The organism is Pseudoalteromonas piscicida, from assembly GCF_002208135.1.
GTDB classification, from domain to species: domain Bacteria; phylum Pseudomonadota; class Gammaproteobacteria; order Enterobacterales; family Alteromonadaceae; genus Pseudoalteromonas; species Pseudoalteromonas piscicida_A.
On sequence record NZ_CP021646.1, the window covers coordinates 2420861 to 2439512 of the forward strand.

Here is an 18652-nt window from a genome sequence, read left to right on the forward strand (position 1 = left end):
GGTCTTAAGAGTATAAGGTACTACATAAATATGACCGTTACACTAATTCCTCAGGCAAGAATAAAGGCCCTAGGGGCATCTTTTCTATTTGCCATTTTTCAGGATAATCCACATCAACTAAATACAGTCCGTTAGGCTTTGCCGTGGCACTGGCTAACGTGCGGTCTTTTGCAACTAAAAGCTCCGCCATCCACTCGGGGTCTTGCTTGCCGACACCAATATCAAGTAAACAGCCCGTAATATTGCGCACCATATGATGTAAAAACGCGTTCGCCTTAATATCAATGACAATATATTTGCCAATGCGTTCCACCTCTAAGTGATGAATGTTACGGAACGGCGTATTAGACTGGCAATGTACCGCCCTGAAAGACGTGAAATCTTGCTCTCCTATCATCACAGGGCACGCAGCTTTCATTCTTTCAACATCAAGCTCATGGTGAAAATGCGTTACGCCACTGCGTAAAATGCCAGGTCTGTAGGTATGATTATAAATAACGTAACGGTATCGACGAGCCGTAGCAGAAAAGCGCGCATGGAACTCTGGGTCAACTTCTTTAGCAAATCGTACCGCAATGTCATCAGGAAGCTGGGAGTTCATTCCCAATGTAAAGGCGCTCATGTCGCGAGCAGCATCAGTGTCAAAATGCACAAGTTGACCTGTTGCATGAACACCAGCATCAGTGCGCCCTGCGCAAGTTATCTCAACGGGATGATTACAGATATTCGATAGCGCTTTTTCTATTTCTTCTTGGACACTGCTAACATGATTTTGCCTCTGCCAACCACTATAATTTGCACCATTATATTCAATGCCTAACGCTACTCGCATACTTTTCTATCGCAACCCATAACAAAAACGACATTTTATGCGATTGGTGATGTGAATTAAAGCGCTTAAGCTAAGAAGTAGATTATGACACCTACCAAACAAGGCTATTACTCTGTTTGGTAGGTGGAATTGATGTGAGTGTTAAGACTCTGTGAGACTTGATTTAAGCGACTCCGCTTCAGCTTGGACCGAGTCTGGGCCGTTTTCAATAACATCGTTGAGCGTTGATATAGCCGAATCATAATCTTGAATTTCGATATAAGCTTTCGCTAAATCTAATTTAGCAGCGAACCCTTCATCCTCTAAATCAACATCCGTGGTATTTTCGCCCGCCAATAGTTCTTCAAAATCGCCAAGTCCAACGTCCATATTTGCACCAACGTAAGGTTCAACATCGCTATCAAGGTCGTCACTTTGCTCGAGCAGATCTTCAATTTCTAAGTAGTCTTCCGTGCCTTCGGCGTCCGTTGGTAGCGCTTGGGCTTCTCCTGCTACCAATTCGTCTTGCAATAAACTGTCGAAATCTACTTCAAAGTCATCAGCATTTCCGGCATCAAAGTCATTGGGATCGTCCAGTTCGCTAAGCAACGCATCGAAGTCTGCCTGAGTAAAGTCAGCCATAAACTCTTTTTCAATTTCGGCTTCGTTGACCTCGGGTAATTCAGACTCTGTTTGTGGCTCAGCAAGTAGAGTTTCCAAGTCATCTTCATCGTTTAACTCTGGCAGAGCCTCTTCGACTTCAAGCGCTGGTTCAGACTCAAGCGTGTCGCCTTCAGCTTCTTCGAGTGGAACTTCGGGCTCGTCTTCAAGCAAAGTCTCTTCGTCAAAATCTGCATTTAATTCTGGCAGCTCGTCTTCGACTTCAAGTACCGGTTCAGACTTAAGCGTGTCGCCTTCAGCTTCTTCGAGTAGAACCTCTGGCTCGTCTTCAAGCAAGGTTTCTTCGTCAAAGTCTGCATTTAATTCTGGCAGCTCATCTTCGACTTCCAGCTCTGGCTCAAGCGTGTCGCCTTCAGCTTCTTCGAGTGGAACCTCTGCCTCGTCTTCAAGCAAGGTTTTTTCGTCAAAATCTGCATTTAATTCTGGCAGCTCGTCTTCGACTTCCAGCTCTGGCTCAAGCGTGTCACTTTCAGCTTCTTCGAGTGGAACTTCGGGCTCGTCTTCAAGCAAGGTTTCTTCGTCAAAGTCTGCATTTAATTCTGGCAGCTCGTCTTCGACTTCGAGTACCGACTCAGACTCAAGCGTGTCGCCTTCAGCTTCTTCGAGTGGAACTTCGGGCTCGTCTTCAAGCAAAGTCTCTTCGTCAAAATCTGCATTTAATTCTGGCAGTTCGTCTTCGACTTCAAGTACCGATTCAGACTCAAGCGTGTCACTTTCAGCTTCTTCGAGTGGAACTTCGGGCTCGTCTTCAAGCAAGGTTTCTTCGTCAAAGTCTGCATTTAATTCTGGCAGCTCGTCTTCGACTTCGAGTACCGACTCAGACTCAAGCGTGTCACTTTCAGCTTCTTCGAGTGGAACTTCGGGCTCGTCTTCAAGCAAGGTTTCTTCGTCAAAGTCTGCATTTAATTCTGGCAGCTCGTCTTCGACTTCGAGTACCGACTCAGACTCAAGCGTGTCACTTTCAGCTTCTTCGAGTGGAACTTCTGGCTCGTCTTCAAGCAAAGTCTCTTCGTCAAAGTCTGCATTTAATTCTGGCAGCTCGTCTTCGACTTCGAGTACCGGTTCAGACTCAAGCGTATCACTTTCGGCTGCTTCGAGTGGCGCTTCTGGCTCGTCTTCAAGCAAGGTATCTTCGTCAAAGTCTGCATTTAATTCTGGCAGCTCGTCTTCGACTTCCAGCTCTGGCTCAAGCGTGTCGCCTTCAGCTTCTTCTAGTGGAACTTCTGGCTCATCTTCGACTTCCAGTTCAGGTTCAGACTCAAGCGTGTCGCCTTCAGCTTCTTCGAGTGGAACTTCTGGCTCGTCTTCAAGCAAGGTATCTTCGTCGACATCCGCACTAAATTCAGGCAAATCATCTTCATCAAAGCCAGAGATTTCATCGTCGAGAAGGTCGTCATCAAGTCCCCCTCGATATCAAATTGAGCGTCATTAGATAATGCTTCGGATAATGCTTTTTCGGTTTCGCTTTGCGAGTCAGTAGTTTCAAGTACTTCGCTAAGCTCCAGCTCAGGGTAACTATCTAGCTCTGCACTTGGTTGTAGGTCATCTTCGTCAAACAACTCTTCTTCTGCCAGTAAATCCACTTCGTCATTAAGTGGATCGTCTCCCAGCTCAATTTCGATTTCCTCGTCAGAGAAGTCATCTTCAAGTTCAGAACCTAGCTCAAGCTGCTCTTCGGCTTGAAGCTCCTGCAGTAGCTCATCAACACTTTTTAAATTGGGGTCTTCAAATTCACTGTCTTCGTCGGCTTGAACATTGTCTTCACTAAAATCGGCTTCATTGGCTAAATCGGACTGTAACGTATCTTCCACCGGTTCTTCAGATGATTCCGGAATAGCGTCCTCTTCATCCAACATACCCGACAAGTGCCCTGACTCTGCTAAAGGCTGTTCAGAGTCAAGTTCAGACTCGTCAAATTCTTCTCCAAGCTCTGGCAACCCATCTTCTGCCGTTTCGTCTAATAACGTATCAAGGTCGTCATCAGCAGGTTCACCGACTTCCTCTGCAAGCTCCGGCAACGTTTCTTCTGGCGTTTCGTCTAGTAATGCATCGAGTTCGTCATCAACCAGATCATCGGACTCTTCTTCTAATTCCGGCAATGTCTCTTCTTGCGCTTCGTCTAATAAGGCATCTAGTTCGTCATCAACCAGATCACCGGACTCTTCTTCCAATTCCGGCAATGTCTCTTCTTGCGCTTCGTCTAATAAGGCATCGAGTTCGTCATCAACCAGATCATCGGAATCTTCTTCTAATTCCGGCAATGTATCTTCTTGCGCTTCGTCTAATAAAGCATCGAGTTCGTCATCAACCAATTCATCGGACTCTTCTTCCAATTCCGGCAATGTATCTTCTTGTTGCGATTCGTCTAATAAAGCATCGAGTTCGTCATCAACCAGTTCATCGGACTCTTCTTCCAATTCCGGCAATGTATCTTCTTGCGCTTCGTCTAATAAGGCATCGAGTTCGTCATCAACCAGATCATCGGACTCTTCTTCTAATTCCGGCAATGCATCTTCTTGTTGCGCTTCGTCTAATAAAGCATCGAGTTCGTCATCAACCAGATCATCGGACTCTTCTTCTAATTCCGGCAATGCATCTTCTTGTTGCGCTTCGTCTAATAAAGCATCGAGTTCGTCATCAACCAGATCATCGGACTCTTCTTCTAATTCCGGCAATGTATCTTCTTGTTGCGATTCGTCTAATAAAGCATCGAGTTCGTCACCAACCTGATCATCGGACTCTTCTTCTAATTCCGGCAATGTATCTTCTTGCGCTTCGTCTAATAAAGCATCGAGTTCGTCATCAACTAGATCATCGGACTCTTCTTCCAATTCCGGCAATGTCTCTTGTTGCGATTCGTCTAATAAAGCATCGAGTTCGTCATCAACCAGTTCATCGGACTCTTCTTCCAATTCCGGCAATGTATCTTCTTGCGCTTGGTCTAATAAGGCATCGAGTTCGTCATCAACCAGATCATCGGACTCTTCTTCCAATTCCGGCAATGTATCTTCTTGCGCTTCGTCTAATAAAGCATCGAGTTCGTCATCAACTAGATCATCGGACTCTTCTTCCAATTCCGGCAATGTCTCTTGTTGCGATTCGTCTAATAAAGCATCGAGTTCGTCATCAACCAGTTCATCGGACTCTTCTTCCAATTCCGGCAATGTATCTTCTTGCGCTTGGTCTAATAAGGCATCGAGTTCGTCATCAACCAGATCATCGGACTCTTCTTCCAATTCCGGCAATGTATCTTCTTGCGCTTCGTCTAATAAAGCATCGAGTTCGTCATCAACCAGATCATCGGACTCTTCTTCTAATTCCGGCAATGCATCTTCTTGTTGCGCTTCGTCTAATAAGGCATCGATATCGTCACCAGCAAGCGTGCCTGGCTCTTCGTCAATTTCAGCTAGCGCATCGTCTTGCACTTCATTTAACAGGGCATCAATGTCATCGCCCGCAAGCTCATTGCTTGGTTCCTCAAAATCAGGTAGTGCATCATCGTCAGCATCCTGCGAGGCATCGAGTAGCGCATCGATATCATCAGTATCTACTAGACTCTCACTATCAAAGTTGCCACTGAATTCGGGGTCTTCATCTAAAGCACCGTCAAGAATTGAATCGATATCATCGTCGTTTGCAACAGCACCCGCTTGCTCATCAGCAAGTTCCTCACTCAAGGCAGCAAGGGCATCATCGCTAACATCAATTTCTTCATCTTGAGACTCGTTGAACAAATCATCTAGATCGCTGTCACTTAAAATATCTTGGCTATCATCAACATCAAGCGAAACCTCATCACCAGCCTCGTCGAAGTTCTGTTGCATAAAGTCTTCGTCGTGATCATCACCAAACGATATATCTTCATTTAGTAAGCTATCCAGTTCGTCTTGATCTAACGAATCACTCCCTTCATCGAAGTCATCATCAAGTGAGTCGAAGGTAATTTCATCGTCTTCAGGTAAGATATCATCATCAAGCTGTACACTACTTCCCAAGGCATCTTCGTCGTCGCCCATTCCGATATCAAGTGGGTCTGGCTCAGGGTCAAATGCAGTCGCCGCGGTTGCAGCTCCCGCTGCAGCCACGGAGGGTGTTTGCGGAAGAAAATCGTCGTCATCTGTAGACGCTTGAGATTGGCTTCTCCGGCGTAGGAACATAACTAATCCAGCAATTGCCAGTAGTGCTGGCAATGTGGCAAGTAACGCAATTCCAGCTGCCGAGCTAAAGAATGCGCTCAACTCGCTACTTTCTTGCGCTTTTGCCTGAGCCGCCTGCTGATCAATCAATTCATTTTGCAAGTCAATAACAGCCTTTAGCTGTTGCTGAATTTCACTGTCTTTGCCAAGCTGAGTACGAACCGTTTGAAGCTCGGTAGAAATAGCCCCAAGCTGTTGCTTTAATTTATTGTTTTCGGACAAGATTTCTTCAACATTGCGCACCGAGGATTTGAACTCTTTTTGCAAGTCCATCAGGCGCATGTCTTGTTCCATCTTCAAAGAACGCAGTTGATTAGTCAGGTCTTCTTTTGCTTCTTCTACATCGACTTTGCGAGCTTGTGTAACCTTTTTTTCAGCTTCGTCTATCGCATTTGGGTTCAATAACCCCTTACGCTTCATTTCCCAAAGTTTGTCATCTTGATCCGACTTTTGCTTTGCCAACTCTGGATTAACGCTACGAATTTCATTTATGGTAGGAATACGTAGGTACGCCCCATCCTGCATATGGTTGAGGTTTTTATCTAGGAATGAGTTAGGATTTTTATCGTAAAGCGCCTTCATCACTTGATAAATGGTGACCGAGTCATCTGGCCGCACTTTTTGTGCTATACGCCACAATGTATCCGTAGGTCTGATAGGCCCTATTGACCGACCTTGCGCCCCATAATCAACCCCTTTGGGCCTTTTAGCACCACCCCTTCTTGGGTATATACCGGTGTGGCAATCAGTGCGAATACAAAGATACTAAATAAGGCTAAACCGCGCATGCCGATCCTTTACTCAAATGTTTAACACCCGTTAAACGACATTTTATTATTATGGCTTTGAAGCAAGCTCTATTCCAAATGCAAACTATAAACCAGATATGTTGGAATATCCATTGCAACATATTGAAAGTTAACATGGTTATAATGCTTTTTACTGATTTTGGAATAGCTGATATAGGTGAAGAATAGTCAAGTATTTGACTTAACGGCAAACTTCTTGGCAGAAGTTTGCCGTCATAACGCAGAGTATTACGCAAAACTTTGCTTACTTTGCGATACCAATGAGTATTTATAGGTAGCTTTCTATCAGAGCTTCTGCAATTTGAATGCTATTGGTTGCTGCTCCTTTTCTGGTGTTGTCTGATACAACCCACAAGTTTAAGCCCAGCGGATGTGAAATATCTTGCCTTACACGACCAACGTAGACGGTGTCGTTACCACTGGCATCACTCACCGGTGTTGGGTAGTCGTTTTCGTCTTCGATTAGCTCAACACCCGGCGCATCAGCAAGTAACTGCTTAACGTGTTCAAGATCATAAGGCATGCGTGTTTCAAGGTGAATAGCCTCAGCATGACCAAAAAATACAGGGACGCGAACCGCTGTTGGGTTAACCAAAATGCTCGAATCGCCCAAGATTTTTTGCGTTTCCCACACCATCTTCATTTCTTCTTTGGTGTAGCCATTTTCTTGGAACGTATCAATTTGAGGAATGACGTTAAAAGCGATTTGTTTGGTAAACACTTCGTTTTCCATCGATCTAGCATTCATTAAGTTTGCAGTCTGCTTCGCTAACTCATCTACCGCTTCTTTACCTGCGCCAGATACTGCTTGATAAGTTGAGACATTAATTCTATCAATGCCATAGGCATCATAAATTGGTTTAAGTGCCACTAGCATTTGGATTGTAGAGCAGTTAGGGTTAGCGATGATATTACGGTTTCTAAAATCTGCAAGACTGTCTTTATTCACCTCAGGAACCACTAACGGAATATCAAAGTCGTATCTGAAATGAGAGGTATTGTCTATCACAATGCAGCCAGCTTCAGCGGCGATTGGTGCGTACTTTTCCGACACGGAACCACCCGCTGAAAACAAACCGATATGGGCATTAGAGAAATCGAATTCTTCAACATCCAGGACTTCGATTTTTTCACCCTTAAAGTCAATTTCTTCACCTGCGCTTCGGCTACTCGCGAGTGGGTAAAGTGTGTCCACAGGAAACTTTCGTTCCGCGAGTAATTCGATAATTTGCTTGCCAACAAGACCTGTTGCGCCAAGTACCGCAACATTATATTTTTGCGACATTATTTTTCCTCATTCTGTAATATACCAACCAAAGCATTTAACTCTTGCGCTCAGAAAAGCCAAGTTGGTAAAGCTTTTCACTGATTGGTGAGTCATTATTGACTGCAATTGTACTAAATTCTCGACGCACGGGATATGCTTTACGCAAGGTATCAAAGCCCAATGTGTTTAGCTGTTTTCTCATGATGCCATCATCACGACGAATGTCATAAACAAGATGCGCTAAGTTGACTATATCCTGCTCGTTAGCTGTGCTTTGCAACTGGCAGCTAGTGACACTTGGTTTGGGGAGAAAATCACTAATCGTTTTGCTGGCTGGTAAATCGAATTCTCGGCATACGGCTTCGTATAACATTTGCGTGCCTCGCGCCTTACCCTCTAGCGAATGGCCGGCAATATGCACAGATGCAAAGCGAGTATACTGCAATAACGGCTGTAAAATATTCGGCTCATTTTCCCAAACATCTAAGATCAGCTCAAGCGCTTGCCCACCCTCTATCGCGTGTAAAAGCGCTTGATTATCGATAACATCACCACGGCTTGCATTGACTATCACCATACCCGGCTTTAATGCCGCTATCCTCGATGCATCAAGTAGATGAACCGTTTTATGCGGGCCCTGCTTAACTAATGGAACGTGAAATGTCACGATATCCGCGCGAGCCAATGCTTCATCTAAGGCAATATGTGAATCTAATGTCCCCGCTTGCTGCCTAACGGGGTCACACAATAAAACAGTAAGACCAAGTCCTTTCAGCTTTGATGCTAAACACTCGCCAATATTACCAACACCAATGATGGCAATCGTTTTACTCTGAAGTGGTGTGGAGGTTTCCTGTGCGTATGCAAGTAGAGCGCTTATCACGTACTCGGCAACCGCTATCGCATTACAGCCCGGTGCGCTGCTAAACGAGATATTGGCATTGGCCAACAATGAGGTATCAATATGATCAATCCCTATTGTCGCAGTCCCCACAAACTTCAGTTTATCGGCTTGTGCTAACAGGGCCTCATTGACCTTAGTGACTGAGCGAGTCAACAGAATATCGACATTTTTTAGCTCGTCCGGTTGAAGGTTACGGCCATCAAACCGAGTTACCTCACCAATTTCGCAGAAGAATGACTCAACTAAGGGCATATTTTGATCGGCTAATATTCGCATGCGGGTTTCCTGTCACCTATTGTCTCGAGTACTCAGGCGATAACACATCGCCTGAGTCGAGTTTAACATGGCAAGGTAGGCGACTAATAATAAAACCTTTTATTTTGTGTCACCGCTTTATTGCAACCAAAGGCTATTGCAAAAAACATCACACAGCATACAAAAACGACCGCCCCCTTTAGACTTAACCAGCCACCTGAATCAAGTAAAGGACAAAACGTCATAGCCAACATATTAATACAGCACAGTAATAAGGCCCAACGAGTATAAGCACGGTAACCAAGCAATGCGGCAAACAAACTGCTAAAAACATTAAAAATTACCGCTTCAGGAAAGAGGTGAAAGGCCGACAACATGGCGGCAAATGCCAAAATAGTGACTAGATAAAAAATACTCTGCTGCATCTTGTTTCTCCTTAACGTGGACAGCTATATCGACCGCTACACTGGGTCGTGGCGGTAAATCCTAACTCACATAGCGACCAAAAAAATGGACTGCATTTGCTACTCCTTAGCAATTCTTAAAAGCACCATTTCGTGGCTATGCTTAACCCAATTGTAGAAACATTAACGTGTATTTCAATGCAAATCAGACATGAAGTTTTGGCAATTATAATGCACAAATTAGACACTTCGCTTAAAGAAAATTCATGTGCATTTTCGCTACATTGCACTACGTTCATTACACTTAAGTATCCATAAATAATTAATGAGGTTGAAAATCCTCTTAGGTTGTAGATTGAGATTTAATCAAAGTAACTTGCAAACCCAGTTCGGATATTCGCAGTGGATTCAGCGTCGTTAACTTTCAAACTGGCCAAAGGTAAGCTTGCGTTGGTTAAAACACAGATTAAGTGCGATACGTAAATAATATGTCACAACAAGGCATCAACTAATTCACCTAGAAGGGATGAAGACGCTTGAAATATCAGCATTAACCAGCTAGTCTAACTGGGTGGTCAGACCTCTTATAAGGAAGAACAACATGACACTTATATTTGTTCTCGCGTTGTTAGCCTTGCTCAGTGCAGCAAGCTATCATCGCGCAAGCTGGAATACCGCTATTGGTATTGCAGCAGTTACAATGCTAGTTGGCACCTTTGCTGGTGCCTTTGGCATTATCTCTTGGTTAATTTTCTTAGCGGTAGTTATACCACTTTCAGTAACGAACTTGCGTCAGCAGTACATCGTGGCTCCAGCATTTAAAGCGTTCAAAAAAGTAACGCCGACCATGTCGGAAACCGAAAAGTCAGCGATTGATGCAGGTACTACTTGGTGGGAAGCCGATCTATTTTGTGGTAACCCAAACTGGGATAAGCTTCATCAGTTTCCAAAGCCGCGCCTAAGCGTTGAAGAACAGGCGTTTTTGGATGGTCCGGTGGAAGAAGTGTGTGCCATGCTTAACGATTGGGAAGCAACTCACGAACTAACTGACTTACCGCAAGACGTATGGCAATACTTAAAAGACAACAAGTTTTTTGCGATGATCATCAAAAAACAATACGGTGGTCTTGAGTTTTCAGCTTACGCGCAATCTTGTGTACTACAAAAGCTGACCAGTAAATCAACTTTACTATCGTCTATCGTAGGCGTACCTAACTCGTTGGGCCCGGGTGAACTACTTCAGCACTACGGTACTGACGAGCAAAAAGAACACTACTTACCTCGCCTAGCTGTGGGTGATGAAATCCCTTGTTTTGCACTAACATCACCAGAAGCGGGCTCTGATGCTTCATCTATTCCTGACTTTGGCGTTGTGTGTAAAGGTGAATGGGAAGGCGAAGAAGTATTAGGTATTAGCCTAACGTGGAACAAACGTTATATTACTCTAGCTCCCGTTGCGACTGTACTTGGTCTGGCGTTTAAAATGCGCGACCCGGACGGCCTATTAGGTGATAAAGAAGAGCTAGGTATTACTTGTGCGCTTATTCCTACAAACACGCCTGGCGTAAAAATTGGCCGCCGTCACTTTCCACTTAACGTGCCGTTCCAAAATGGTCCTACACAAGGTGAAAACGTGTTTGTACCACTCGATTTCATTATCGGTGGTGCAAAAATGGCAGGACAAGGTTGGCGCATGCTAGTTGAATGTTTGTCGGTTGGTCGTGTTATCACGCTACCCTCAAACTCTGCAGGCGGTATTAAATCTCTTGCGGTTGCAAGCGGTGCATACAGTCGCATTCGTCGCCAGTTCAAACTTCCTATCGGTAAGATGGAAGGGATTGAAGAGGCACTAGCTAAACTAGGTGGCTACGCGTATAGCTCTGATGCTGCGGTGACTATGTCAACTGGCGCGGTAGATTTAGGTGAAAAGCCTTCGGTTGTTTCTGCCATTTTGAAGTATCACTTAACCGAGCAAATGCGTGCTTCGACCATCCATGCCATGGATATTCATGGTGGTAAAGGGATATGTCTTGGTCCAAACAACTATATTGGCCGTGGTTACCAAGGTGCTCCAATTGCAATTACGGTAGAAGGTGCAAACATCCTAACCCGTAACATGATCATCTACGGTCAAGGTGCTATTCGTTGCCATCCTTTTGTACTGGCTGAACTGGAAGCCTGCACTATCAAAGATAAACAAGAAGCACTTGATAGCTTTGACAAATCCTTGATGGGCCACATCGGTTTCACTATATCTAATTTAGTCAGAACTAAATGGTTAGCGCTAACCGGTGCACGTTTCACCAAAGTGCCATTTAACGACGAAACTGCGGTTTATTATCGTAATGCCGCTCGTTACAGTGCATCATTGGCATTAATGTCTGATATTTGTATGGCTGTATTTGGTGGCTCACTTAAGCGTAAAGAGCGTATTTCTGCACGTTTAGGCGACTTATTAAGCTACCTTTACTTGGTTTCTGCAACGCTTAAGCGCTATAACGATGAAGGTCGTCGTAAAGAAGACTTACCGTTTGTGCAGTGGTCTTGTCAGGAGCACCTGTACCTTTGTCAACGTGCCCTTGCTGACTTAATCAACAACATGCCTTCTGCTGCATTACGTGGCCTGTTGAAAGTGGTACTGTTCCCATTTGGTCGTCCGGTTCGTAAACCAACCGACAAAATGGAGCACAAACTTGCTCAGTTACTTCAAGTACCTAGCGAAACGCGTGACCGCCTTGCAACACACATCTACTTAAAAGATGAGCCACTGTGCTTGCTTGGTAAGCAAGAACAAACGCTAAAAGACATTCTTGCCGTAGAGCCGCTGTTTGAAAAGGTATGCCGTGGTACTGGTAAAAAGCTACCGTTTATGCAACTTGATAAAGTGGCAGCAATGGGGCTTGAAGCGGGTGTACTGAGCGAAGACGAAGCAGCTAAATTGACTGCCGTTGAAGCGAAACGTCTTGCCGTTATCAACGTTGATGACTTTGACCCTGAAGAGTTACTTGCTGGTAAAGCAAGAACCAAGGAATCAAGTAAAGCAGACGCAGCATAACTATTTTTGTTTAGGTAGTGTGATCCATACTACCGTAGCAATTAGCGTGGATATAAAGGTCAGAATTTTCTGACCTTTTTTCTTGGCAGATTAGAGCCGGGGAAACACAGCTCTAGTGATTTAAAATAAATATCGCACCTTAAACGTCACTAAGTCTTGCACTGGTTGTTGCCATAAATCGGCGACACTCCCAAACCAGTCTCTGCGCCCGACCTGCGACTTTTCAAGTGTCGAAAAGTTTGCACCTCCTCGTTGATACACTAAAAAAATATCTGAATATGCGCCCATGCGATAGCGCAGTTTTATCTGGCTTGCTAAACGCCTGTCGTCAAAACTGGTGTCACCATGAACTTCGCGAAGCTCGCCGTTGGTAATTTGATAAATCGTCTTACTTTGCGCTTCTAGTACCGTCCACTGTAACGAGCCACTGAGCTCAAGGTTGTCGGTGATCCGGCCATTAAATTCAAACTTATTGGAAAACTCATCTCTGTCGTATTCACTCAAGCGGTTTTGCCCGTTCGCCATCAGCCAGCCATCACCGCTTCTAAAGAAATTACTCAACTTAAGGTTCCAGTTGTAATGTGGCATCCAAGTCAAATCCACGGCGTATTGCTGTGCTGAGCCTGATATTCCTTCTTGGTCAAGCTCTATACTCGCAGCCCAAGAGAAATCCCCCACATAAGGGCTTTGATAAAATACTCGAGACTCCACACGGCTTGGCATCTCAAACACCTCAGTGCCTCGCCCTAAGTTGTCTTGTTTACCGCTAGTGTAATAATCTAGCCCGAGATTGAGCTGGCCACCATTTGCCAACAAAAACTGCGCTAAATATGCTTGCCTGGCCGCTAAACCTGTTCCAGCATTGTTTTGTTCATGCCTCAGTGTGAGTGACTGTTTTAATCTGGTAAACCAGCTGTTTTTCGGGTGCATCGAGTATTCTCCATAAAGCTCTCTCACCTGCCAGTCATTGCGTTTCATATAGCCGAGATCACGATTATCAAATTCGTCATCCACAGCAAAGTAGCGAGCAGCGAACTTCGTCTGTAAAGAAAGTTGATACTCCGCGTCTAGCGATACACCTTGACCTGAAATCCGTTGCTTTTGTGTTTCTACCTCAGTTTGTAATAGCGCGCCTTTGAAAGACCAAGTATCACTACGATACTGGCCATCAAGGGCATAACTCATGGCATCGCGCTCAAGAAAAGGTCGATCTGTCTTGGTCGCAAGCACACCCGCCTGCCAGTCCTCAGTACGATAATTAGCTCTTGCTGCAAAAAACTGCTTGCCAATATCGTCCGAAAAGTCCGACTCAGACACAGCAAAGGTGCCAAATTGTATCGACTTTCCTTTATGTACAAAGCGCAGCGCCGCATCTATGGGGGTGATCGCACGAGCCCCGTCGTCGCTTGATGCCCCGATCCGACGAGTATGAATAAGCTTAGTGCTTTCAAGTGCAGCAACATCAAAAAGGCTGATATCTTGAGTAAAAAATGGACGTTTATCCGTGCGCAGCGTTTCTACGGCCGAATAATTCACATCAACATCATCGATATCCACCTGACCAAAGTCAGGATTCACGGCAAGGCTCACTTTCTGATGGTGAGAGGGCTTGTAGAACAAATCAAAACCAACATCGGACTGATGCTGACGCTCTGAAGGCGAAGTGCCTACAGGCGCAAACTGGGCCTGATGCGCAAAGTAAGGTACAAATGCCAATTGAGAATGCGCTGGGGTTTGTGCTGTGATCTTTGGCATGGTTAGGAAGAAGTCACTATTCGCGGTTGTATCCTCATGGTTTGCATAGATAAAATTACTTTTAAGCTCATACAACTGCACCGAAACCCCAATTTTTGCAAGCGCATGCTCTTCTCCTGGTTGAAACGACACAGTATGCCAAGGGATCAATAATTCCGTGGTCCAATACGTATCGTCTATATGATTGGCATAATGCCAATCCCCATCCCAGTCGTTGTCCACCTTTAAGCTTGGGGTCACAACGCCATCCTGCGAACCGCCACCTAATGTCACTGAAAATTGATATGCGCTACTACCATCGCCTGAAAAGTCCACAACCACACGGTTGAAATCGGCTTGCATAAAGCGGTCGTGAATATTGAACTGACGCTTGCGCTCAGCTTTATTCTGGAAGTTCTTAATTCCAATATAAACGCCGTCGGCGGTTGCAAAGGCTTTTGCCGTAATTTTGTCATTGGCAGACGCTAAGGTCACAGGCACGACCTGAACAAATTGTTCAAAGTGCGTGGCAGAACCCCACTGCGCTTCATTCAATTTACCATCAATCACAATAGGTTCCGCAAGTACAGCGCCTGCCATCATGGGATAACTTAAACCGAGCCAAAATTTATTGCTTTCATTCATACATACTTTCCTCAGAGTTATGCCTGCTATTGCAACAAACTTTGCCGTAAAAAGTTCTTAACTTTTTCTGAAGAAAGCTGACTTAACCTTTATAAACATTGACTTAATCTTAAGAAACGCTAACGTTATGGGAACAATTGGTTTTGATTATTGAAATTGGTACTCAGCGTGCAGGCACAAAAAGTAGAGATGGTTTGTTTTGGACATTGGCAGTTTGATCTCCAGCAAGATTGCCTAACACATAGGCAAAGCCAAGAAACCGTAAAACTTGAGCCACAGATGGCAAGGTTACTCGCGCTTTTTATTGAGCATCATAACGAAGTGCTAGAGAAATATTGGCTTACCGAGCAGCTGTGGCAGCATGCGATTGTCGAGCCCAATAGCCTCTATCAGCTACTGACTAAACTGCGAAAAGTACTTGGGGATGACCCTAAAAGCCCGATTTACATCAAGACCATCCCAAAGCGGGGCTATCGCTTTATCGCGCCACTTAAAAGCCATGAAATAGCGCCTCGTCATACGGCAAAACCAGTAAAAGCAATCACCAAGTCCCGTATTTTCTCACTCAGTGCCGTCGCTATGGCGGTTCTATGCTTTGGCGCAATCGCCTTTTTTAATCAAGCACCAACCGAAAAAACACCATCGCGCTATGAAACTTCGAGCCTCAGTCATGAGCTTGGCCTTGAATTTGACGTTGATGCCCACCAAAGCAAAGATCTCATCGCCTATGTAAAAGATTTTACCCAGCTTATTATTGCCAACAAACAAGGCTATCTATTAAATGAACACCGCTTTGATTCGCGGATCAGTTTTCCAAGTTGGAGTCCTGACTCAGACAAATTGGCTTTTTGGCAATATCAAGGTAGTGGCTGCCAACTTCATGTTATGACTGCCGCAGGGCAATTTTTTCATAGCTCGCAAATTCTTCCGTGCCAGGTTGGTACTAAACCTATTTGGAAAAATGATAAGGAACTTATCTTAACGTTCGGCCAATATAATGCCAAAGCAGCACACCTTTACCGGCTTGAGTCCCATCAAATGGTTAAGCTGCCACTTGCTTTGGCAGCCAACGAGCAGTTAAAAATGGCCCTTCGAGCATGGCAAGATAAAACCTATTATTTGGTTCAAGATAAACAAGGGTTAGCAAGACTACAAACGCTTGATGGTACGGTACATCTGAAGTGGTCAGCCCCTGTCACTTCGGTTGCGTTTGATGTTTATCATCAAGCCGTGATTGCGAGTCAATATGGCAGCCTATCACGACACTTTAGAGACGGTGACAGTCAAGCCATCAAAGAAACGGAAATTGGCTTATACACGAGCTTCTCAAGCGATAATCGCGGCGATATATTCGCGGCATTGGAGAGTTTTCAAGTTAATATAAAAGATAGAGACGATCTCCCCTTATTTTCAAGCTCAAGCATCGATTATTTACCACTGACCAACAGCTTGGGAGAAACGGCATTTATGTCGAGGCGCAGCGGCGTATGCGAGGTGTATCTATATCGCGATGATAAAATCAGTCAGCTTTCCTTTCATCAGGGGCATGAGTACGTTGGTTTTTTAGTATGGAGTCCAGAGCTGAGCTATTTGGCCTCAAACCGTGATAACGATTTAGTGGTATACGACCGAAAACGCCCACTCACCCAGTTCGATTCGCAGTTGACTCAGCCGGTCAAAAGCATGGGCTGGATAGATGAGCAAACACTATGGGCTTATGACGGTGAGACATTAAACCAATACAGCTTGTCTGGGGCGCTGATCAGCAGTCATGACAGTGCGCCGGATTTTGTCTTTTATCACCCTGCAAGACAAACTTGGTTTGTGCTGCAACAAAATTTACTGCTTGAGTACGAGACCCTCTTCGAAAGCGACTCTGAAGCGTTAAATAAATATGTGCTAAGTCAAAAACAAACCAATCAATTTAGGAACTTAAGAATTCGCGGCAATGACATTTATTGGCAATCCGCTTGGTCAAAAGAGGATTACATTTGGCAACTCACATTGATGCCTGAGCAAACCCCCACACTTAAAAAAGTCGGCCACCTGATTTGGCACTACGATATAGACGCGCTTGGGGATCTACTCATAGCAAAAATGGAAAGTGTAGAAGGCGATATCAAGAAACTGACTCGCCTACCAGAAACTGCTAACTAACGATTATCATTACAAAAGCACATACCCGGTATAGCTCAGTACTAAGGTGCTGAGCCAAGTCATAGCTAAATGCTGTGGACTTTTTAATGCACTTAACACTAAAAGTGGCAGAAAGACATAGGGTAATAGACTCACTACACTCAGTCCTAATAACATATAGACAGGCACTGAAAAACAGACAGCAGCCGTCAGCACAATAATCCAGATGCTCTGCTTTGCTAATTGCAGCTGATCTATACTCAACCAATATGCAGTGCGGTCGTAGACTTCAGGTTTGAGATCAATGGCAAGGCTCGACCACCATAATAGATTTAACGTCACCAGACCTGGAACGTAATTTGCCATCAGATCGGGGCGCTCTGCGCTTAAGATCGCGCCAAACCATAGCACCAACACACTCATCACAATGCGCCAAAGCAACACAAAATAGTGGTTGTAAGCAAAGCTCAGCCAAAATGTCGTCAACCCTTTAACCATTACCGATAACGTCACTTTACGCGGTAGCAAAGCAGCACAGCCAAACACTATTAGGTTTACAGCAATCAAATACCAAGTAATTTCGACAACAGCAAAACTGATAATGGCTGTTATCAATAATCCAATACTGGTCCCCAAAGGTCGATAAATAAAACAAAGAGCAACGAAGAATTGCGTCACCGCAAAAAACAGTAAATGCCATGCTTGTGTGATTTTCTCAATTCCAATCGAATAGCAGAGAATTAGAGTCATCAATAATAAGGGGTGAACAACCAGTACGGACAATCCATCTGCCACTTTTTGATGGATGGCACGATGGAGGATTGTGTGGTGGTAACTTCTGTGCGCTTTGTCCAAAACCGCATCTCGAAACACAAATAAAATAAAGTTTTGCGCCGCAAGTAATCCCCATGCAATTTGTACCTGTGCAACGGGATTATCACTTTCTACAATTTTACCTATACCCATAAATAGTATCGCGATAAAACCTAACAGATAAACTTGAAACAAGGCAGCTATCATCAAGCCAAATTGCTGAAGTTGCTGCCCTATCGCTTGCAGCGATAAGGAAAGTGACGCTTTTCTGTAACGATAGTAATAGAGCATACTAGCGACCCTGCTTAGGTGCTAAAGGAACAGAATGAAATCCAACGTGTAAAAATGGTTCAGGCTCATGGCTTGTCATCAGCACCATGCCAGCATGGTTTTGCGCGAGTTCAACGATATACTCGCAGCCTGCTGCGTCCAAAGCCGCAGTAGGCTCATCAAGTAGCAAATAAGGGGTGTTACGCATCAAGGCATTAATAAGTTGGAGCTTCTTTTTATTACCAGAGGAGAGGTCCGCATAGCGAGTCATTAAAAAGGCTTCAAACTGAAAGTCGTTGACAAGCTGAGTTGGAAAATCACATTGCCATGCAGAAGATGTGAGGTGTAGTAACTCTTTTGCACGCAAAAAAGCAGGAAATGGAATATTGTCTGACGCGAGCGCAACAAGTGTTTGACGCTTATAAACTTTTTGTCCCTGTAATAAAATGTCGCCATTGAACGCATCATCAAGCCCCGCAATCATACTCAGTAAGGTGGTTTTCCCTACGCCATTCGGCGCCGCTAAACAAATTCTATTGTGGTCAAACTCTTGTGAGTAATTGTCAAACAGCACTTCTTTGGAGAAGCTTTTACTTAGAGATTTTATCGTTATCATTTTGCTCTACACTATAAATCCAAATGAAGATTTATATTTATGTTTAAAAATGTAGT

At 44.5% G+C, this 18652-nt stretch carries 12 protein-coding genes; 2 read left to right on the top strand and 10 right to left on the bottom strand.

Annotated elements, in window-relative coordinates; translation table 11 throughout:
* Nucleotides 1–37: 37 nt before the first annotated feature.
* From truA to B1L02_RS11370, 7 genes are all read right to left on the bottom strand, one after another.
* On the bottom strand, nt 38–832 hold the full coding sequence (gene truA, locus B1L02_RS11350; protein WP_088531101.1) for a tRNA pseudouridine(38-40) synthase TruA: 795 nt from the start codon (nt 830–832) through the stop codon (nt 38–40).
* 141 nt (nt 833–973) lie between these two features.
* Entirely contained in the window at nt 974–1453 is a 480-nt protein-coding gene (locus B1L02_RS25100) for a FimV/HubP family polar landmark protein (protein ID WP_335682209.1), read from the bottom strand.
* A gap of 1250 nt (nt 1454–2703) precedes the next feature.
* A complete protein-coding gene (locus tag B1L02_RS11355; protein ID WP_232003069.1) occupies nt 2704–6306 on the bottom strand; it encodes a FimV/HubP family polar landmark protein in 3603 nt (1200 codons plus the stop codon).
* 44 nt (nt 6307–6350) lie between these two features.
* On the bottom strand, nt 6351–6476 hold the full coding sequence (locus B1L02_RS25000; RefSeq protein WP_257790089.1) for a hypothetical protein: 126 nt from the start codon (nt 6474–6476) through the stop codon (nt 6351–6353).
* A 289-nt stretch (nt 6477–6765) separates the two neighbouring features.
* Nucleotides 6766–7782 (bottom strand): aspartate-semialdehyde dehydrogenase, encoded by a 1017-nt coding sequence (locus B1L02_RS11360; RefSeq protein WP_088531102.1) that lies wholly within the window; start codon nt 7780–7782, stop codon nt 6766–6768.
* A gap of 37 nt (nt 7783–7819) precedes the next feature.
* The gene (locus B1L02_RS11365; RefSeq protein ID WP_088531103.1) at nt 7820–8944 is read right to left on the bottom strand and encodes a 4-phosphoerythronate dehydrogenase; all 1125 of its coding nucleotides are present in this window, start codon (nt 8942–8944) and stop codon (nt 7820–7822) included.
* Between the two features lie 83 nt (nt 8945–9027).
* The gene (locus B1L02_RS11370) at nt 9028–9348 is read right to left on the bottom strand and encodes a DUF6419 family natural product biosynthesis protein (protein ID WP_088531104.1); all 321 of its coding nucleotides are present in this window, start codon (nt 9346–9348) and stop codon (nt 9028–9030) included.
* A gap of 580 nt (nt 9349–9928) precedes the next feature.
* On the opposite strand from B1L02_RS11370, the gene fadE reads away from it, so the two are divergent.
* Nucleotides 9929–12382 carry an acyl-CoA dehydrogenase FadE gene (fadE, locus tag B1L02_RS11375; protein WP_088531105.1) on the top strand — a complete coding sequence of 818 codons (2454 nt, stop codon included), beginning with the start codon at nt 9929–9931 and terminating at the stop codon, nt 12380–12382.
* Between the two features lie 120 nt (nt 12383–12502).
* Here the strand turns inward: fadE and B1L02_RS11380 are convergent, their stop codons facing one another.
* Nucleotides 12503–14761, bottom strand: a complete 2259-nt coding sequence (locus B1L02_RS11380; RefSeq protein ID WP_088531106.1) for a DUF5916 domain-containing protein — start codon at nt 14759–14761, stop codon at nt 12503–12505.
* A 150-nt stretch (nt 14762–14911) separates the two neighbouring features.
* On the opposite strand from B1L02_RS11380, the gene B1L02_RS11385 reads away from it, so the two are divergent.
* Nucleotides 14912–16918, top strand: coding sequence for a winged helix-turn-helix domain-containing protein (locus B1L02_RS11385; RefSeq protein ID WP_232003070.1), 2007 nt, complete (start codon nt 14912–14914; stop codon nt 16916–16918).
* Nucleotides 16919–16927: 9 nt separating this feature from the next.
* Here B1L02_RS11385 and B1L02_RS11390 read toward each other — a convergent pair whose 3' ends face one another.
* Entirely contained in the window at nt 16928–18001 is a 1074-nt protein-coding gene (locus B1L02_RS11390) for a DUF6136 family protein (protein WP_088531107.1), read from the bottom strand.
* Nucleotide 18002: 1 nt separating this feature from the next.
* A complete protein-coding gene (locus B1L02_RS11395; protein ID WP_088531108.1) occupies nt 18003–18596 on the bottom strand; it encodes an ABC transporter ATP-binding protein in 594 nt (197 codons plus the stop codon).
* Nucleotides 18597–18652: the final 56 nt, after the last annotated feature.